The sequence below is a fragment of the Actinocorallia aurantiaca genome (assembly GCF_039533685.1).
Taxonomy (GTDB): domain Bacteria; phylum Actinomycetota; class Actinomycetes; order Streptosporangiales; family Streptosporangiaceae; genus Actinocorallia; species Actinocorallia aurantiaca.
Map to the genome: position 1 here is coordinate 1 of NZ_BAAATZ010000006.1, position 17,872 is coordinate 17,872.

The following is a 17,872-nucleotide window of genomic DNA, read 5'->3' on the forward strand; positions in this document are numbered from 1 at the left end:
CCGTCCGCGACCATGCTGTGATCAACAGCCTCGAAAGGCTGCTGGAAAAGGCTCACTGGTAGATAAGCCTGGTGAGCTGACATCCTTGCGGTGCAGGACGCGAAGGGCGGAGGCTGACCGTGGTGACCATCGGCGTGCTCGGGCCGATGACGGCGACGGCGGACGGCGAGCGGGTGGCGCTGGGAGGCCCGCGCCAGCGCGCGGTGCTGGCCGTGCTGGTGGCGGCCCGGGGCCGCGCCGTCTCCGAGGAGCGGATCCTGGAGGACGTGTGGGGCGGAGGCGCCCCCGCGACGGGAACGCTCCGGTCCTACATATCCGTGCTCCGGCGGGTCCTGGAGACCGGCGGCCCGGAGCGGCTGATCGTCCGGGAGGGCAACGGGTACCGCCTGCGGGCGGACGCCGTCGAGATCGACGCCGAGCGTTTCGGCGAGCTGGCCGAACGCGGCGAGGGCCTGCTGCGGGACGGCCGCCCCGAGGAGGCCCTGCCGCTGCTGGACGAGGCGCTCGCGCTGTGGCGGGGCGAGCCCTACGGGGAGTTCGGGGAGACGGGATTCGCCGTGCCGGAGCAGGCACGGCTGGGCGGGCTGCGGCTCGCCGCCTCCGAGCACCTCTTCGAGGCGAGGCTGGCGCTCGGCGGGCACGTCGCGCTCATCGGCGACCTGGAGAAGCACACCCTGGAGCACCCGCTCAGCGAACGCGGCTGGGAACTGCTGGCCACCGCCCTGTACCGGAGCGGACGGCAGGGGGAAGCGCTGGCGGCGCTGCGCGGCGCGCGCCGCGTCCTCTCCGAGGAGCTGGGCATCGACCCCGGGCCCGGCCTGCGCCGGCTCGAAGCGGCGATCTTCGCCCAGGAGGAGTCCGTCGGAGACTCCCCCGCGCCCCGGCGGGAACCTCCTCGACAGCGGGAGGCGACGTCCCCTCCACCCGCGCGGATGCGGAACCTGCCGCACGCCCTGTCCCGGTTCGTCGGACGCACGTCCGAGCCCGCGGAGGTCGAGGCACTGCTCACCGAACACAGGCTCGTCACGCTCACCGGCCCCGGCGGGATCGGCAAGACCCGGCTGGCGCTGGAGACGGCGCGCGCCCGCCCGGACGGCGACGGGCCGTGGCTGGTGGAGCTCGCCGAGCTGGAGGACCCGTCGCTGCTGGCCGTCACGCTCTCCGGAGTGCTGGGGGTCGCCGGCGCGACGACCGCCGAACGCCTCGGCGACGTGCTGGGCGACCGGGAGGTCCTGCTCGTCCTCGACAACTGCGAGCACCTCGTCGACGTGGTGCGCGACGCCGTCCGGACGCTGCTGAGCCGCGCGGGCGGGCTGCGGGTCCTGGCCACCAGCCGGGAGTCGCTGAACCTGCCGGGCGAAGCCGTCTACGAGGTCGGGCCGCTGCCCGTCGAGCAGGGCCGCGACCTCTTCCTCTCCCGTGCCGCCGCGGCCGTCCCCGGCTGGACTCCGGACCCCGAGGAGGAGCTGACCGTCCGCAGGCTCTGCCGGGAGCTGGACGGCCTGCCGCTGGCGATCGAACTGGCCGCCGCCCAGTGCAGGGTCCTGTCGGTCGAGCAGATCGCCGCGGGCCTGGACGACAGGTTCGCGGTGCTCCGCGACGGCCCGGGCCCCGACCGGCACCAGACCCTGCGGCGCACCGTCGAGTGGAGCCACGACCTGCTCTCCCCCGCCGAGCGGGACGTCCTGCACCGGCTGGGCGTCTTCGCCTCCGGCTTCGACCTCGACGCGGCGGCCGCGGTGTGCGAGCGGCCGGTGTTCGCCGAGCTGAGCGCGCTGGTCCGCAAGTCGCTGGTGAGCGTGGAGGCCGGGACCTCCCCGCGCCGCTACCGGCTGCTGGAGACCATCAAGGAGTTCACCCGGGCCCGGATCGACCCGGACGCGCAGGCCGCGCACCGCGCCTGGGTGCTGGCCGAGGCCGAGGCCGCCGCCCCGCTGCTGCGCGGACCCCGCTCGGCGGTCACCACCCGCAGGCTGACCGCCCAGCAGCCGGAGCACCGGGTGGCGCTGACCTCCGCCCTGCTGCTGGGCGACGGCGACTACGCCCTGCGGCTGGCGGGGCTGCTGAGCTGGTTCTGGTACGGGCAGGGCATCGTCGCCGAGGGGCTCGGCTGGATCAGCGCGGCGATCGAGCTCAGCCCGTCCGCCGGCCCCGAGCTGACCTGCCCGGCCTTCATCGCCAAGTGCCGCCTGATGTACCTGGCGGGGGACTTCCCCGCGGCCAGGGACGCCGCGGACGAAGCCGTCCAGGCGGCGCGGAAGCTCCGCGACCCGGAGCTGGAGGCCGAGTCGGTGCTGCACCGCGCGCTGTTCGGCGCCCTGTGCGGGGAGACGAACTTCCTGGAACTGGCACGGGCGGGGCTGGAGCAGGCCCGCCCGCTCGGCATGGCCTGGCTGGAGGCCGAGGCCCTCATGATCACCGGGATGGTGCTGCGGTTCGCGGGCCTGGTCTCCGAGGCCCGTGCCACGCTCTCCGAGTCCGTCGCGATCGCCGAGGAGTGCAGCTACGTCTTCATCCGTTCCTCGTCCCAGTGGCTGATCATGAAGATCGACCTGGATCTCGGCGAGCACGAACGGGCCCTGGAGACGGGCCTGGACATGCTGCTGCACCTCGACGAGAACGGCGACGTCACCTCCTGGGTCGTCGCCGTGCACAGCCTCGCCCCCGCGCTGGCCCTCACCGGCAGCCCCACGGAGGGCGCCATGCTCCTGGGCGCCGCCGCCCACCACGGCTCCCGCATCGGGTTCTCCCCCGCCGAGATGGACCCCCTGGACGCCCCCCGCCAGGCCCGGCACGTCCGCGACTCCCTCCCTCCCGAGGAGTTCGACACCTGGTTCGCCAAGGGCCGCTCCCTCACCCGCGCCCAGATCCGCGCCCTCGCCGAGTCCTGGCAGCGCACCCGCGCCCGCTGACCGGACGCGGAACGCCCGCCCCCGCCCCCGGCCCCTGGTGCCGCCGGGGGCGAGCTGCGATAGTGGCCGGGACCAGCGCGCCGAGGAGGTCTGGGTGACCGTTTCGGCCGAGCTCGCGGAGATCCGCCAGTGGTGGGCGCAGTCCGCCGGGCGCCAGACGCGGGAGCGGATGTACCGGATCGCGGACGGGCCGGACGACCAGCTCACCCCCGCGGGCGTCCACAACCCCTACTGGGAGCTCGTACGGCAGCTGCCCTCGGTGCGGGACGGGCTGCTCGGCCTCCGGCCGGACGGCTTCGCGCGCGGCCTGCCCGTCGGCCAGCATCTGCTGACCAAGCGCTACGCGTGGGCGATCCCCTCTCCGGGGGACCTCGTCTGGCTCGCCGAGGTCCTCGACGGGCGGGGCCTGGTCGAGATCGGGGCGGGCTCGGGCTACTGGGCCTGGCAGGCGCGGCAGGCCGGGATCGACGTCATCGCCTACGACCCCACCGATCCCGCGACCAACGCCTACACCGACGGCATCGAATACCTCGCCATCCGGCCCGGCGGCCACAGCTCCTCCCGGAACCACCCCGACCGGGCCCTCCTGCTGTGCTGGCCCTCCTCCGGCGACCCCTGGGCCGCCGACGCCCTGCGCGCCTACACCGGTGACCTGCTCGTCTACATCGGGGAAGGCCTCGACGGCCACTGCGCCGACAACGGCTTCTTCGAACTGCTCGGCCGGGAATGGGTCCCCGTCGGCTCGAGCCCGCACCACGTCTCCTGGAGGCACGCCCACAGCACCGCCACCGCCTACCGCCGCGCCGGGTGAAGGAGGCCGGAACGACTCCGGCCTCCCGGACCGCCGCCGGTCAGCCGCCCTTGTGCTCGACGATCTTCACCACGACGCCCCCGCTGATGGCCACGTCACCGGACAGCGGATTGCCCCTCAGGAACTCCTCCAGGCCCTTGACCGAGCACTGCTTCGTGCCGCGGTTCATGGCGTCGACGGTCTCCGTCTCCGTCCCGGACCCGTCGGGGCACTTGCCGTAGGCGACCAGGAGCACCGTGTCGTCGGACAGGAAGGCCGCCTGACCGGCGCCCTCCGGCGGAGTGACGGTGATCTCACCCGGGGCCAGCAGCTCTACGCGTCCGAAGATCTCCGCGTTCACCCCGCCCAGGACCTTGGCGGGAGTGGCCCCGGGCTCCCGCGGCGTGGCCGCGCCGACGGTGACGGTGGCGTCCGGGCCCGGGGCCGTCGCGGCCGGGGAAGCCTCGGCCGGGGCGGGAGCCGCGGACTCACCGGTCCCGCAGGCCGACAGGAACAGGGCGAGAACGGCTCCGGCCGCCGGCGTCCACTTGGACAAGATCGCTCCTCGAAGGTGTCTCGTGCGCGCGGGGAGAGCCCCCTCGACCCAAGTCTCCCGGACGGCGGAGCCCCGCGGACCTCCTACTCCATCGGTTCGATCACGATGGGCGCCACGCCTCCGGCCGGACCCGCCCGGCGGCGCCGAGCGGGCCGCATCAGTCCGGAGGAACCTCTATGCTCCTGCTCCGGCAAGAGAATGGGAGCGGATACTCAGTGGCAACCAAGACCATCGTTGTGGACGACATCGACGGGTACGACGGCGAGGACGTGACTCGCCGCGAGTTCGAGGTCGGCGGCGGCAAGTACGCCATCGACCTGGGCGACGCCAACTACAAGAAGCTCCACGAGCTGCTGGCGGAACTCGCCCCGTACGTCGAGAAGGCAGCCGTGGTCAAGCAGGCCGGGCGCTCGCGCAAGAGCGCCTCCGAGCCCGCGCCGCGGCTCCAGGGGTACACCAACACCGACGTCCGCGCCTGGGCCGCCGAACAGGGCATCGAGGTGGGCCGGGGCAAGATCGACGACGAGGTGTACGACCGGTTCGCCGAGGCGCACCCCGACGCGCGCCCCGACGCGCAGCCGGTCGGCTGACCGCCCCCTTCCCGCGCGCCCCGTTAACGCGTTGCGCGCGGGAAGGGAAGGTCCCTAAGGTCGTGTCGGTCGTCCCCCGCCGCCTCGACGAGGGGACCGCGATGCTCGACCTCTGCTTCGACCTGGAGACCCAGGATCCCGACGACGTGCTGACCCTGTGCCTGGTGGCACGGCATCCGCGGGTGCGGCTGCGGGCGGTGACGGTGACCCCCGGTTCCGCCGGGCAGGTCGGGCTGGTCCGCCACGTGCTGGGGCTGCTGGAGCGGGACGACGTTCCGGTGGGGGCGTGCGATCCCAAGACGGGCAAGGAATACGTCTCGGGATTCCACCGGCGCTGGCTCGGCGGATGGGCCCCGGCCCGGCCCGACGGAGACGTCGTCGGCGTCCTGGCCCCGGTGCTCGAGGAGCATCCGGAGACGACCCTGCTGACCGGCGGCCCGCTGCGGAACCTGCGGCTGCTGCTGGAGTCCGGCGCGCCGGTGCGGCCGGCGCGGTGGGTGGCGCAGGGCGGATTCGCCGGAGACCCCCTGGTGCCGAAGGAACGCCGGCTGGCGAAGTTCGACGGGCTGACCGCCTGCCCCACCTTCAACTTCAACGGGGATCCCCGGGCCGCGCTGATGGCACTGGCGGACTCCGCCCCGATCGCCCGGCGGGAACTCGTCTCCAAGAACGTCACCCACGGCGTGCGCTACGACCGCGCGTTCCACGAACGGCTGGCCCCGTACCGGGAGCACACGCCGGGACTCGCCCTGATCCACCAGGGCATGGAGCTCTACCTGCGCCGGCGACCGGCCGGCAAGCTCCTGCACGACCCGACCGCCGCCTGCGTCGCCGTCGACCCGTCCATCGCCGACTGGGCCGAAGCGGAGATCACCCGCGAGCCCGGCGGCTGGGCCGCCCGCCCCGCCGAACGGACCCGCACGTTCATCACCACCGGCCTGGACCACGACCGCCTGTTCCGCACGATGGTGGACGACCCGGCCTCACCTGTGACGATCGCGACATGAAATCTCCCATGATCACTGTAGACATTCGAGTTCGGGCCGACTAGAGTTCTTCTTGTTGAAGACGAAAGATCCGAAAAGCCGGGGTAGAGGACGAACTCCTCGGACGAGGGTCGTATAAAAGAACGAGAGAAAGGGGTGAACGGCGCCATCAGGATCGCCCGGTCGGCAGTCGAACCGCCCGGGTGCCGCAGTTCCACAGACGGGAAGGTGGTCTACGGTCACGTATTCGCGATCCCCGCGACCCCGTTCACAGAGAACGGAAGACGCGGAAAAGAAGGTCGGCTCACCAGCCGATCGATGGTGTTAGACCCAGTCAGGCCCCGGCGCTCAGGCGCCGGGGCCACGTATGCGTTTCGGAAGGTTCTATGGGACAGGTGACCATGGCTTCAGCAAGCAGCGACAAGACCGAGAACAAGTTCGACGACGACGACTATCCCGCCTACAGCATGGGCAGGGCCGCGGAGATGGTCGGCGTCACCCAGGCGTTCCTGCGCAGCCTGGACACCGCCAGGCTGATCTCGCCGCAGCGCTCCGAGGGCGGCCACCGCCGCTACTCCCGGTACCAGCTGCGGATCGCCTCCCGCGCCCGGGAACTCGTCGACCAGGGCACCCCCCTGGACGCCGCCTGCCGCATCATCATCCTGGAGGACCAGCTCGCCGAGGCCCAGCGCATCAACGCCGAGCTCCAGGCCCGCCGGCAGCAGTCCTCCTGACCGGCCTCGCGCGCAAACCGGATCCACCGGCCCGTCCGCGCCCTCCTTACCGGTTCACCGCCTGAGGCGCCCGTCCCCGAGTTCTCTCAGGGACATCCCCGAGCAAATAGTCAGGGTTGACTGATCAGAGCCGGATAATTGATAGTGGCTATGATGAACCCGTGACGGAGAAGAAGACGAAGAAGCGCAAGGTCGGGAACCTGCTGGGGCTGGCGGTGCTGTCGTACCTGGTCCAGGGCCCGCAGCACCCTTACGAGCTGAGCCGGATGCTGCGGGAGAACGAGGACGGACGCAGCATCAAGTTCAACCACGGATCGCTCTACATGGTGGTCCAGCAGCTGGCCAAAGCGGGCTTCGTCACCGAACAGGAGACGACCAGGGAGGGCCGGCGCCCCGAACGGACCGTCTACGCGCTCACCGACGCCGGAAGGAAGGAGCAGCACGACTGGCTGCGCGAACTCGTCGAGGAGCCCGAGCACGAGTACCCGAGGTTCGTGGCCGCCCTCTCGCTGATCGGCGCGCTGCACCCGGACGAGGCCGTCGAACTGCTGCGGCACCGGCTGGAACGGCTCCGCGAACAGAGCGCGGAGATCCGCGCCATGGTCGACGGGACGGTCGCCGCCGGGGTGCACCCGCTGTTCCTCGTCGAGGAGGAGTACCGGCTCGCGCTCCTGACGGCCGACCAGGCCTTCACCGAACGGTTCATCACCCAGATCACCGACCCGGAGAACGGCTGGGCCCCGGCGTGGGCCCGGTTCCACGAAAGGCAGGATCCATGAACCGGACACGTACCGCCCTGGTCGTCGGCGGCGGCATCGCCGGACCGGCCGCCGCGATGGCACTCCAGAAGATCGGCGTGGAGGCGACCGTCCACGAGGCGCGCCCCGGCCGCGCCGACGGCGTCGGCGTCTTCCTCACCCTGGGCTCCAACGGCCTGGACGCCCTGCGGACCCTCGGCGCGGACGCGGGCCCGTCGGCCGCCGGATTCCCCACGCCGAACATCCTGCTGCGCAGCAGCACCGGCAAGGACCTGGGCATCAGCGGCATCAGCGCCGAGCCGCAGGACGGCCCGGTGAGCCGGACCGTCAAACGCTCCGACCTGTACCGGGCGATCTACGACGAGGCCGCGGCCCAGGGGGTGCGCTTCGAGCACGGCAAGCGCCTGGTGCACGCCGAGGACACCGGATCATCCGTCCGGGCCCTGTTCGAGGACGGCTCCGAGGCCACCGCGGACCTGCTGGTCGGAGCCGACGGGGTCCACTCCGCCGTCCGCCCGCTCATCGACCCCGGGGCGCCCTCCCCCGCCTACGGGAGGCTGCTCAACCTGGGCGGTCACGCCAGCGGCGTGAAGCTCGACGCCGACCCGGGCTCCTACGTCATGGTCTTCGGCCGGAAGGCCTTCTTCGGCTACGTCCTCTCCCCCGACGGCGAGGTCTGGTGGTTCGCCAACGTCCCGTGCCGGGCCGAACCCGCCCGCGGGGAGCTCGACGGGATCTCCGCCGAAGAGTGGCTGCACCGCCTGAAGGCGCTCTTCGCCGACGACGCGGGCCCCGCCGTCCGGATCCTGGAGGCCACCTCCCCCGCCGACGTGATGCGCGCGAGCCCCCTGCACCTGCTCCCGCACCTGCCGCGCTGGCACCGGGGCCGCATGGTCGTCGTCGGCGACGCGGCCCACGCCCCCTCCCCCAGCTCGGGCCAGGGCGCCTCGCTCGCGATCGAGGACGCCGTCGAGCTCGCCCGCTGCCTGCGCGACGTCCCCGACGCCCCGCTCGCCCGGTTCGAGGCGCTCCGCCGCCCCCGCGTCGAACGCATCATCAAGGCCGCCGCCCGCGTCAACTCCAGCAAGGCCGCCGGACCCGTCGGCCGCGTCTTCATCGACGCCCTCCTCCCGACGATCCTCAGGCTGGCCGCCGGCGGCCGCCAGACCCGCGAGGTCTACGCGCACCACATCGACTGGACGGCCTCCGCCGCCTGACCGGGGCGGGCACAGGATGTCGGGTCCGGGCGGGGGCCGCCTCCCTAGCTTGGAAGGCGTAAGAGGAAGGAGTCCGGGATGCTGGAGCGGCTGAACCAGGCGATGGAGCACGTCGAGCGGAACCTCGATCAGGAGATCGAGGTGAAGGAGCTCGCACGGATCGCCTTCACGTCGGAGTACCACTTCCGGCGGCTGTTCTCCGCGCTGGCCGGGATTCCGCTGTCGGAGTACGTGCGGCGGCGCCGGCTCACCCTGGCGGGCGCCGAGGTGCTCGCCGGGGAGCGCACGCTGCTGGAGATCGCGATGCGTCACGGCTACGGCTCCGGTGAGGCGTTCGCGCGGGCGTTCCGCGCCGTGCACGGCGTCGGACCGGGCGAGGCCAGGCGAACCGGCGCGGTGCTGAACTCCCAGCCCCGGATGTCCTTCCGTCTCATCGTCGAAGGGAGCAGCAGCATGCGTTACCGCGTCGTGGACAAGGAAGAGTTCCGCCTCGTCGGCAGGAAGGCCCGCGTCCCCCTCGTCCACGAGGGCATGAACCCGGCGATCGTCGAGTTCCTGCGGGGAATCCCGGCAGAGGTGAGGCAGCGCATGGAGGCGCTGTCCGACCAGGAGCCCGAGGGCCTGCTCAACGTGAGCGCCGGGCTCGGCGAGAACCGGGAGGAGGGCACCGAACTGGACTACTACTGCGGGGTCGTCACCGGCTCCGAGGATCCGGAGGCCCTCGAAGGCATGGACGAGCTCATCGTCCCCGCGGGCAGGTGGGCGGTCTTCGAGAACTCCGGTGAGTTCCCGCTGGCGCTCCAGTACCTGTGGCGCGACGTGTTCACCCAGTGGTTCCCCTCCAACCCCTACCGGAGCCGGCCCGGCCCGGAGATCTCGAAGGTGGTGGTGTCGGAGGACGGCACCACCGCTGACGCCGAACTGTGGATCCCGGTGGAGGGCACCGGGGGCTGAGGGCCCCTCGCTACGCTCGAGGAGCCCGTCACGCGCAAGGGCACCGTCCGGCTCCCCGTCCGGGGAGCCGGAATCCGCACCGAGGAGTGCGGATTCCTCTACGTGCCGGATGGCGTGCCGGACGGCTACCTGGGCGACGCCGCGGAGCGCATCAACTACAGCCGGCTGGAAGGCGCCTGGTACTGGTATGCCATCAGGCAGGGCCGAACGACCAGGAGCTGAGTCCCCGTCAGACGCTCCACCAGCCGGTCAGGCGGCTCCAGAAGGAAGGGCCGGTCTGCTCCGCGGGGGCGGGACGGGGAGCGGGGCTGTAGGGCGCGGGGAACCGGGGGGCCGGAGACGGGGTCAGGACGGGGACGGGGGTGAAGCGAACGGGAAGCGAACCCAGAGCGCGGTGGAAAGGGCCGGGGCGCCACTGGAGCCTGTCCGCGGCCAGGGGCAGGACCGGGTCGGGGAGGCGGTCGAGGAGCTTCTCGATCGCGATCGCGGCTATGAGACGGGCCGGGCTCTTGGCCGGGCAGGTGTGCGGGCCCGCGCTGAAGGCCAGGTGGGCGCGGTTTCCCGCGCGCTGCCCGACCTCCTTGGAAGGGTCGGTGTTGACCGCCTTGTAGGCGATGGCGACCGGCTGGTCGGCGGGCATGACGTGGCCCTCGCGCTCCACGTCCCGCACCGGGTAGGTGAACCCGAAGTTGATGATGGGCGGGTCGGTCCACAGGACCTCGTCCAGGGCGTCCTCGATCGGGAGGCTCCCGCCGGACAGGCCGCCGGCGAAGCGGTCGTCCGACAGCAGCAGGCGCAGGGCGTTGGCGATGAGGTTGTGGATCGGGGCGATGCCCTTGCCGATGAGGAGGGTCATCTGGTCGACCAGCTCCTCGTCGGTGAGCGCGGCCGGGTGCTCGATCAGCCAGGAGGCGACGTCCGCGCCGGGCCGGGCCCGCTTGAGCGCGATCAGGTCCTCGACGCCCCGGGTGAGCATCGCGCTGGATTTCTCCACGTCGACCAGCTCCGCGATCCCCTCGATCCCGCGCATGAGCCGGTCGGCGATCTCGGGGGTGCTGCCGAAGAGCAGGTTGAACACCAGGATCGGCAGCCGGCCGGTGTACCGCGCGCACAGGTCGGCCTCCCCGTCGGCGGCGAACCCGTCGATGAGGACGTCGGCGCTCTGCTCGACGTACTCGCGCAGCGCCAGGACGTCGACCCGCCCGAACGCGTCGGTGATCGCCCCGCGGAACCGGGAGTGCGTGTCGCCGTCGGCGTACATGGCGTTGGGCCGGTAACCCATGATCGGCAGGGCCGGGCAGTCCGGCGGGACGCTCCGCTGCCAGCGCCGCGGGTCCTTCGGGAACGTCTCCGGGTCGCGCAGCACCTCCAGCGCCGCGTCGTAGCCGAGGACGAGCGTCGCGGACACCCCGGGCACCAGCTCCACCGGCGCGTAGTTCCCGTACCTCGTGCGCAGCATCTCGTAGACGCCCGCCGGATCCGCCGCGAACTGCGCGTCGTACATCCGGACGAGTTCCTCGTGTGTCTCGACCGCCATGCGGAGTCCTGTTCAGGGGTGGTGGGACGGTCTCGGATCAGCCCTTCCACCAGGCCGTGAGACGGCCCAGGACGGAGGAGTCCTCCCGGTCTTCCACGGCCGGAGCGGACGGGGCGGACGGGGCGGACGGGGCCGGGACGCGCACCGGGAACCGGGGCCCGACGGGAAGGGGCTCGGGAGTCGGCGTCAGGACGGGGACGGGCGTGAACCGGACGGGCAGCGCCGCCAGCGACCTGTGGAAGGGGCCGGGACGCCACTGCAGCTCGTCCGGCGAGACCGCCAGGTCGAGGTCCGGGAGCCGGTCCAGGAGCTTCTCGATCGCCGCCGACGCGATGATGCGGGCCGGGTTCTTGGCCGGGCAGGTGTGCGGGCCGGCGCTGAAGGCCAGGTGGGCGCGGTTGCCGATCCGCTCGTCCGTCTGCTTGGAAGGGTCGGTGTTGACCGCCCTGTAGGCGATGCCGACCGGCTGGTCGGCGGGCATGACGTAGCCCTCGCGCTCCACGTCCCGCACCGGGTAGGTGAACCCGAAGTTGGCGACGGGCGGGTCGGTCCACAGGACCTCGTCCAGGGCGTCCTCGATCGGGAGGCTCCCGCCGGACAGGTCGCCGCCGAAGCGGTCGTCCGACAGCAGCAGGTGCAGCGCGTTGGCGATGAGGTTGGCCACGGCGTCGGTCCCCGTGGCCACGAGCATGCCGATCTGGTTGCCCATCTCCTCGTCGGTGAGGCCGGCCGGGTGCGCGAGCATCGCGGAGACGATGTCCGCGCCGGGCCGGGCCCGCTTGAGCTTGGCGAGGTCCAGGGCGGCCTGGACGAACATCGCGCCGCCGGCCTCCGCGTTCACCAGTTCGGCGACCATGGACAGGCCGCGGACGAGCCGGTCGGCGATGTCGGGCGGGCAGCCGAAGAGCCGGTTGAACACCAGGAGCGGCAGCCGCACGCCGTACTGCGCGCACAGGTCGGCCTCCCCGTCGGCGGCGAACCCGTCGATGATCGCGTCGGCGCTCTGCTCGATGTACTCGCGCATGGCCGAGGACGGGACCTGGCCGAACGACTCGGTGATCGTCACGCGGAACCGGGCGTGCTCGGCGCCGTCGGTGTACAGGACGCTGGGCCGGTAGCCCATGACCGGCAGGACCGGGCAGTCGGGGGCCATGGTCGCCTGCCAGCGCCGCGGGTCCTTGGGGAAGGTCCCCGGATCGCGCAGCACCTCCAGCGCCGCGTCGTAGCCGAGGACGAGCGTCACGGGCACCCCCGGCGCCAGCTCGGCCGGCGCGTAGTTGCCGTACCTGGCGCGCAGCGCCTCGTAGACGCCCCCCGGGTCCGCCGCGAACTGCGCGTCGTACATCCTGACGCGTTCCTGGTGCGTCTCAGCGGTCATGACTGTCCTGTCCGAGGGAGAGCAAATGGTCGACCAGCGCGATCAGCGCCCGCACGGACGAGTCGTGGTCGCGGGCGTCGCAGGTGATGAGGGGGGTCTGGGGAAGCAGGTCGAGTGCTTCGCGGATCTCCGGCAGCGGGTAGGACGGCGCGCCGTCGAACTGGTTGACGGCCACGGCGTAGGGCAGTCCCCGCTTCTCGAGCAGGTCCACCACGTCGAAGGACATCTCCAGGCGGTTGGTGTCCACCAGCACGAGCGCGCCCAGCGCGCCCAGCGACAGGTCGTGCCACAGCTGCGTGAAGCGCTGCTGGCCGGGCGCGCCGAACAGGTAGAGGACGAGGTGGTCGCTGAGGGTGAGGCGGCCGAAGTCCATCGCCACGGTCGTCGTGGTCTTGTCCTCGATCCCCGTCAGGTCGTCGACGAACTCGCCGGCCTTCGTCATGCGCTCCTCGGTGCGCAGGGGGCGGATCTCCGAGAGCGTGCCGACGAACGTCGTCTTGCCGACCGCGAAGTGACCGACGACCAGGATCTTCACGGCGGTCTTCACCGAGTCGCCGAGGTACAGCCCTTCAGAGGCGGGCGCGGAGCCCATCGAGCACCTCCTGGAGAAGATCGGCCGAGGGCCGCTGGGACGACGGCGCGGGCGAGCGGACGACGAGGTGGCCGCTGTCGACGAGGTCGGACAGCAGCACCTTGGTGACGGTGACGGGGAGCTGGAGGTGGCCCGACACCTCGGCGACGGACAGGGCCCCTCCGCGGCACAGCTCCAGCACGCGGCGCTGCTCCGGCGAGATCCCCACGGTGGTGGCGGTGGGGACCGCGACGACGAGGGTGACCAGGTCGAACACGTTGCGGCTCGGGTGCGCGCGGCCCCCGGTCACCACGTGCAGGCGGACGAGGGGGCGTTTGGGAGGCCTCATGAGGAGACGCCGCCCCCTCTGGTCGGGCTCATCAGCTCCTTGCCCAGGCGCTGCACGAGTTCCTGCAGGCGGTAGGAGACCACTTCCATGTCGACGTTCGGGCTCGCGGACACCGCCAGGTAGGCGTTCGCGCCCGCCGCGACCAGGAAGACGTAGCCGTGCTCGAACTCGGTCACGGTCTGGTGCCAGACGGTGTCGGGGTGGCCGCAGAACTCGGCGGTGCTGCGGGCGAGCGACTGCAGCCCGGACATCCCCGCGGCCTGCCGTTCGGCGTCGTCGCGGGCGACGCCCTCGGAGTGCGCGATGAGAAGCCCGTCGGCCGACAGGAGGATCGCGGCCCGGGTCTCCGGCATGCGCAGCGCGTCGTCCAGCATCCAGCCGAGCTTGTTGTTGGTGACCTCTGTCAACGCTGGTCCTTCTCTTCGCTTGCGGACGGGGAGACTGCCCGGCCCGACCGGGTGCCGCGCTGCCAGGCGCCGAGGCCGGCGGCCTTGTGCCGGGAGGGCTGGGCGGGAGCGGAGGCGGGGAAGTCCTGGCTCCGGGCGGGTTCGTCCGCCTGCCGGTGCCGCCGGGGCAGACCCCCGGAGGTCAGCACCGGGGCCGGTGCGGGGGCCTCGGCCGGCGACTCGTCCGCGGGGACCGTGGTGAGCAGTTCCGACGGCAGGAAGACCACCGCGCGAACACCTCCGTAGGGGGAACGGCTGTCGACCGAGACGCGGAATCCGTAGCGGCTCGCCAGGACCCCGGTGGTGGCGAAACCGACCTGCGGCGGGTCGCCGAGCCGGTGGATGTCCACGGACTGCCGGCCGTCGAGGAGCGCGGACGCGCGCTTGAGCTCCTCGGCGTCCATCGCGACGCCCGCGTCGTCGATCATGATGGCCATGCCGTTGTGGGTGGGCTGGAAGTTGACCTCGACCGAGGTGCTGGGCTGGGAGTGCCGCGCGGCGTTGTCGAGGAGTTCGGCGACGGCCAGCACCACGGGCTCCACGGCCCGGCTGACCACCGCCGTGTTCGGCTCGGAGTAGATCTTGATCCGCAGGTAGTCCCGGATGCGGGAGGTCGCGCCGCGCACCACGTCGCTGAGCGAGGAGGCCTGGCGCTGCAGTCCCGGCCAGGAGCCGCAGAGCACCGCGGCGGCCTGGACGCGCCGGCCGAGCTGGGCGTTCATGTGGTCGATCCGCAGCAGGTCGGCCAGCACGTCGGGGTCGTCGTGCCGCTCCTGCATCTGGGTGATGACGACCTGCTGCTCGTTGGCGAGGCTCTGCACGGTGCGCATCATCGCCCGGAGCGTGGCCTTGGCGGACTGGTCGGCGCGGGCCCTGACCTCCTCGGCGGCGGCGGCGAACAGGTCGGTCACCGCGTCGAGGTCGCGGGCGAAGTCCGTGTGCTGCAGCAGCCCGCGCTGGGGGGCGGCGGACGGGCGGCCGGAGGAGGCCGTCATCTGCGGCAGCCCGATCGTGACGAGGTGGCGCAGCGCCTGGTCGCGGGCGGTCAGCTGCGCCGACAGCAGCGCGCCTTCCTCCTCCAGCCGCGCGGTGAGGCGCCGTTGGCGCACCAGCACCAGCGAGACGGCGAAGAAGGCGATGCTCGCGCAGAGGAACGCGAGGAGGGACAGGTGCTCCATCAGATCTCTGTCACTCTCAGTAATGTCTGGAATGCGGTGGAATGAAGAGACAGTAGAACCCCCGCTGTCTGCGCACTTGTGTACACGCGCAGAGAACTTTCCAGCCGGCGCAGCGACAAGTCACCGATTGTTTATGGATCTTGTACTAATCTGCCGAAAGCGGCGGGGGCCGCCTTGTCGAAGTTCTCCCCGCGGCAGCTGGAGCGTGCGCGAACATTGCCCTGGAACACCTACACGGTCGAAGCCGTATCGACCGACGAACTCCCCCCGCACGAACGCGCGTCCTTCTGGCGCGAGCACATCTCCGCCACCCAGGCCGTGCTGGACCACCGCTTCTTCCGGCCGGGTTTCAGCGCGACGAGCGTCCACCAGCGCAGCGCCTGCTACCACCTCGTGGAGTTCCGCTCCGACGAGGTCGTCTACCTGCGCACCCCCGCGCAGATCCGCGACGCGCCCGACGAGGACTACCGGTTCCTGCTCCCGCTCTCCGGCGAGCTGACGGTGCGCCAGGACGGCCGGCTGACCCGGCTCACCCCCGGCACCGGCGCCTTCTTCACCTTCGCCGTGCCGCTGGAACTCGGCCAGACGCCCGGCGCGCACGGACTCGTCCTGACCATCCCGGCCCGGCAGCTGGACGAGCCGTTCGGGCGCACCCTGCCGCTCGCCGCCCAGCTGAACCTCCGCACCGGGCTCGGCCGGATCGTCTCCGACCTGCTGAAGAGCCTGGCCCGCGAACGCAACGCGCTGACCGCCCCGCAGTTCGACGCGGCCTGCGACCGGCTGACGGAGCTGCTGCGCATGCTCTCCCCGGGCGAGGGCCTCTCCGGCGCCCCCGCCCGCCTCACCGAGGTCGCGACCCTCGTCCACCGGTACGTGCGGGCCCACGCCGCGGACCCGGACCTGAACGGCGCGACCATCGCGCTGGACCTCGGCTGGTCCCTGCGCCAGATCCAGCTCGCCCTGCAGCGGGTCGGCACCACGCCGCGCGACCTGATCCGCGAGGAGAGGCTGCGGCTGGCCCGCCGCCTCCTCCAGGACCCCACCCACGCCCACCTGCCGATCACCGACCTCGCCTACACCGCCGGCTTCTCCTCTCCCAGCGCGCTGAGCACCGCCTTCCGCCGCCGTTACGGCACGACGCCCCGGGAGATGCGGCGCGCCGCCCGCCCCTCGAAGGGAACGGGCGGCGACTGAACGTCACGCCCGCAGGTCCGCCAGGTCCTCCTCGGTGAGGTCCAGGTCCGCGGCCGCCATGTTCTCCTCCAGGTGGGCCAGGGAGCCGGTTCCGGGAATCGGCAGCATCACCGGGGAGTGGGCGAGCAGCCAGGCCAGCGCCACCTGCTGGACGGTCGCGCCGTGCCGGGCCGCGACCTTGTCCAGACCGGCCCCGGCGAGCGGCTGAAGACCGCCGCCGAGCGGGAAGAACGGGACGAAGGCGATGCCGCCGCGTTCGCACTCGGCGAGCAGCTCCGCGTCGGCGGGGCCGGCGTCCACCAGGCTGAACTTGTTCTGCACCGCCGCGACGGGGGCGATCCCCCGGGCTTCGGCGAGCTGGGCGGCGTCGACGTTGCTGAGGCCCAGGTGCCGGATCAGCCCCTCCTCGCGGAGCTCCGCCAGAACGGCGAAGCGCTCGGCCACCGGCATGCCGCCGGGTGCGTTCAGCCCGCCCACTCGCAGGTTGACCAGGTCCAGGCGCTCCACGCCGAGCGCCTCCATGTCCTGCTCCACCAGTTCGCGCAGCCGCTCGGGCGGAGCCTCGTGCTCGGGGACGCCCCTGTCCCCCAGCAGCGGACCCACCTTGGTCGCGACGACCAGCCCGTCGTAGGGGTGCAGGGCCCGCCGGATCAGGTCGTGCGCCCGCACGTCCCCCTTCCGGTAGAAGCCGGCCGAGTCGATGTGGTCGACGCCCAGCTCGACTGCCCTGCGCAACACCGCGACGCCTTCTTCCGGATCCCGGGCATCCCCGGCGAAACCGAACGAGGCGGGCAGCCTCATCGCCCCGAACCCGAGCCGGTTGATCTCGAGATCGCCGCCCAGCAGGAACCGTCCTGCGGCGTTCGTCTGCATGTTCATGACCCCAACCTGGCCCCTGGCACCCCTCCCCGCCAACGCCTGGCAGCAAGCTGCCACCCGCCGGGTCGGCCGAAGACGTCCCGGACGGCCACGGTGCCGCCGGATCGAAGAGCACCCGCGCGTGGGCGGAAGGCGGTGGATTGCCTCGACTCCGGCTCCAGGTCAGACTGGACGGGTGGAGACCGAACGCATCATCACGGTGCGCGGGGACGAGGAACTGCTGGCTCGCGCGGGCCACCTGTTCGCCGGTGTGCGCGAGGAGTTCGTCTGCGCCGCCCGCGACCTGAGCACCTGGAGCCAGCCTGCGGCCCGGTCCGCCGTCCGGGACCGCATGCGCGCCGCGGGGCCCGGCCGCTTCGAGGTCCGCAAGCTCTTCAGCCCCGCCGTCCTGGCCGACGAGCGGGCCCGCACCCACCTCCGCGAGGTCGCCGCCGCGGGCGCCGAAGTCCGCGTCGCCGCCACCCCTCTCCCCCACGAGACGATCATCATCGACCGCCGCCTGATGATCCTGGCCGGCCCCGACTCCCCTTCCCGCGAATACACCGTCACCGCCTCCCCCGGCCTGGTGGGCGGCGTCCTCTCCCTCTTCGAGGCGGCCTGGGAGGCCTCCCGCGACTTCGAGTCGTGGCTCCCCGGCGACCTCCCCCACCTGGAACCCGACGCCCGCGCCGTCCTGCGCGCCCTCTCCTCCGGCCTCACCGACGAGACGGCCTCCCGCCGCCTCGGCCTGTCCCTGCGCACCTACCGCCGCCGCGTCGCCGACCTGATGACCACCCTCCAGGCCGACTCCCGCTTCCAGGCCGGCCTCCGCGCCGCCGCCCTCGGCCTGTGACCTCCGCCGCC

At 72.3% G+C, this 17,872-nt stretch carries 18 protein-coding genes; 10 read left to right on the forward strand and 8 right to left on the reverse strand.

Annotation, left to right across the window (positions count from 1 at the left end; translation table 11 throughout):
- Window positions 1-119: 119 nt before the first annotated feature.
- Together ABD327_RS06830 and ABD327_RS06835 are read left to right on the forward strand one after the other, a co-directional pair.
- Window positions 120-2,912 carry an AfsR/SARP family transcriptional regulator gene (locus ABD327_RS06830; protein ID WP_344449339.1) on the forward strand — a complete coding sequence of 931 codons (2,793 nt, stop codon included), beginning with the start codon at window positions 120-122 and terminating at the stop codon, window positions 2,910-2,912.
- A gap of 94 nt (window positions 2,913-3,006) precedes the next feature.
- Window positions 3,007-3,723, forward strand: coding sequence for a class I SAM-dependent methyltransferase (locus ABD327_RS06835; RefSeq protein WP_344449340.1), 717 nt, complete (start codon window positions 3,007-3,009; stop codon window positions 3,721-3,723).
- Window positions 3,724-3,763: 40 nt separating this feature from the next.
- Here ABD327_RS06835 and ABD327_RS06840 read toward each other — a convergent pair whose 3' ends face one another.
- On the reverse strand, window positions 3,764-4,258 hold the full coding sequence (locus ABD327_RS06840) for a hypothetical protein (protein WP_344449341.1): 495 nt from the start codon (window positions 4,256-4,258) through the stop codon (window positions 3,764-3,766).
- A gap of 215 nt (window positions 4,259-4,473) precedes the next feature.
- On the opposite strand from ABD327_RS06840, the gene ABD327_RS06845 reads away from it, so the two are divergent.
- From ABD327_RS06845 to ABD327_RS06870, 6 genes are all read left to right on the forward strand, one after another.
- The gene (locus ABD327_RS06845; protein WP_344449342.1) at window positions 4,474-4,848 is read left to right on the forward strand and encodes an Lsr2 dimerization domain-containing protein; all 375 of its coding nucleotides are present in this window, start codon (window positions 4,474-4,476) and stop codon (window positions 4,846-4,848) included.
- 62 nt (window positions 4,849-4,910) lie between these two features.
- A complete protein-coding gene (locus tag ABD327_RS06850) occupies window positions 4,911-5,855 on the forward strand; it encodes a nucleoside hydrolase (protein ID WP_344449343.1) in 945 nt (314 codons plus the stop codon).
- A 380-nt stretch (window positions 5,856-6,235) separates the two neighbouring features.
- Entirely contained in the window at window positions 6,236-6,568 is a 333-nt protein-coding gene (locus tag ABD327_RS06855; RefSeq protein ID WP_344449344.1) for a MerR family transcriptional regulator, read from the forward strand.
- 161 nt (window positions 6,569-6,729) lie between these two features.
- Window positions 6,730-7,347 carry a PadR family transcriptional regulator gene (locus ABD327_RS06860; RefSeq protein ID WP_344449345.1) on the forward strand — a complete coding sequence of 206 codons (618 nt, stop codon included), beginning with the start codon at window positions 6,730-6,732 and terminating at the stop codon, window positions 7,345-7,347.
- Window positions 7,344-8,543: an FAD-dependent oxidoreductase gene (locus tag ABD327_RS06865; protein ID WP_344449346.1), complete on the forward strand. Its 1,200-nt coding sequence runs from the start codon at window positions 7,344-7,346 to the stop codon at window positions 8,541-8,543. Before ABD327_RS06860 ends, ABD327_RS06865 begins: the two co-directional genes overlap by 4 nt.
- Before the next feature lie 78 nt (window positions 8,544-8,621).
- Complete coding sequence (locus tag ABD327_RS06870) at window positions 8,622-9,497, forward strand: AraC family transcriptional regulator (protein WP_344449347.1); 876 nt, start codon at window positions 8,622-8,624, stop codon at window positions 9,495-9,497.
- A gap of 229 nt (window positions 9,498-9,726) precedes the next feature.
- Here ABD327_RS06870 and ABD327_RS06875 read toward each other — a convergent pair whose 3' ends face one another.
- The 6 genes from ABD327_RS06875 to ABD327_RS06900 are packed head-to-tail and all read right to left on the reverse strand — an operon-like array spanning window position 9,727 to window position 14,956.
- Window positions 9,727-11,034: a cytochrome P450 family protein gene (locus tag ABD327_RS06875; RefSeq protein ID WP_344449348.1), complete on the reverse strand. Its 1,308-nt coding sequence runs from the start codon at window positions 11,032-11,034 to the stop codon at window positions 9,727-9,729.
- Between the two features lie 37 nt (window positions 11,035-11,071).
- Window positions 11,072-12,412, reverse strand: coding sequence for a cytochrome P450 family protein (locus ABD327_RS06880; RefSeq protein ID WP_344449349.1), 1,341 nt, complete (start codon window positions 12,410-12,412; stop codon window positions 11,072-11,074).
- Window positions 12,402-13,004 carry a GTP-binding protein gene (locus ABD327_RS06885; protein WP_344449350.1) on the reverse strand — a complete coding sequence of 201 codons (603 nt, stop codon included), beginning with the start codon at window positions 13,002-13,004 and terminating at the stop codon, window positions 12,402-12,404. The genes ABD327_RS06880 and ABD327_RS06885 overlap by 11 nt, the downstream gene beginning before the upstream one ends.
- Window positions 12,982-13,332: a DUF742 domain-containing protein gene (locus ABD327_RS06890; RefSeq protein WP_344449351.1), complete on the reverse strand. Its 351-nt coding sequence runs from the start codon at window positions 13,330-13,332 to the stop codon at window positions 12,982-12,984. Before ABD327_RS06890 ends, ABD327_RS06885 begins: the two co-directional genes overlap by 23 nt.
- Window positions 13,329-13,739: a roadblock/LC7 domain-containing protein gene (locus tag ABD327_RS06895; RefSeq protein WP_344449352.1), complete on the reverse strand. Its 411-nt coding sequence runs from the start codon at window positions 13,737-13,739 to the stop codon at window positions 13,329-13,331. The genes ABD327_RS06890 and ABD327_RS06895 overlap by 4 nt, the downstream gene beginning before the upstream one ends.
- Complete coding sequence (locus ABD327_RS06900; protein ID WP_344449353.1) at window positions 13,736-14,956, reverse strand: ATP-binding protein; 1,221 nt, start codon at window positions 14,954-14,956, stop codon at window positions 13,736-13,738. The genes ABD327_RS06895 and ABD327_RS06900 overlap by 4 nt, the downstream gene beginning before the upstream one ends.
- A 174-nt stretch (window positions 14,957-15,130) precedes the next feature.
- Between ABD327_RS06900 and ABD327_RS06905 the strand changes: the two genes are divergently transcribed.
- Entirely contained in the window at window positions 15,131-16,150 is a 1,020-nt protein-coding gene (locus tag ABD327_RS06905; protein WP_344449354.1) for an AraC family transcriptional regulator, read from the forward strand.
- A 3-nt stretch (window positions 16,151-16,153) separates the two neighbouring features.
- Here the strand turns inward: ABD327_RS06905 and ABD327_RS06910 are convergent, their stop codons facing one another.
- Entirely contained in the window at window positions 16,154-17,029 is an 876-nt protein-coding gene (locus ABD327_RS06910; RefSeq protein WP_344449355.1) for an aldo/keto reductase, read from the reverse strand.
- A 175-nt stretch (window positions 17,030-17,204) separates the two neighbouring features.
- On the opposite strand from ABD327_RS06910, the gene ABD327_RS06915 reads away from it, so the two are divergent.
- Entirely contained in the window at window positions 17,205-17,861 is a 657-nt protein-coding gene (locus ABD327_RS06915) for a DNA-binding response regulator (RefSeq protein ID WP_344449356.1), read from the forward strand.
- Window positions 17,862-17,872: the final 11 nt, after the last annotated feature.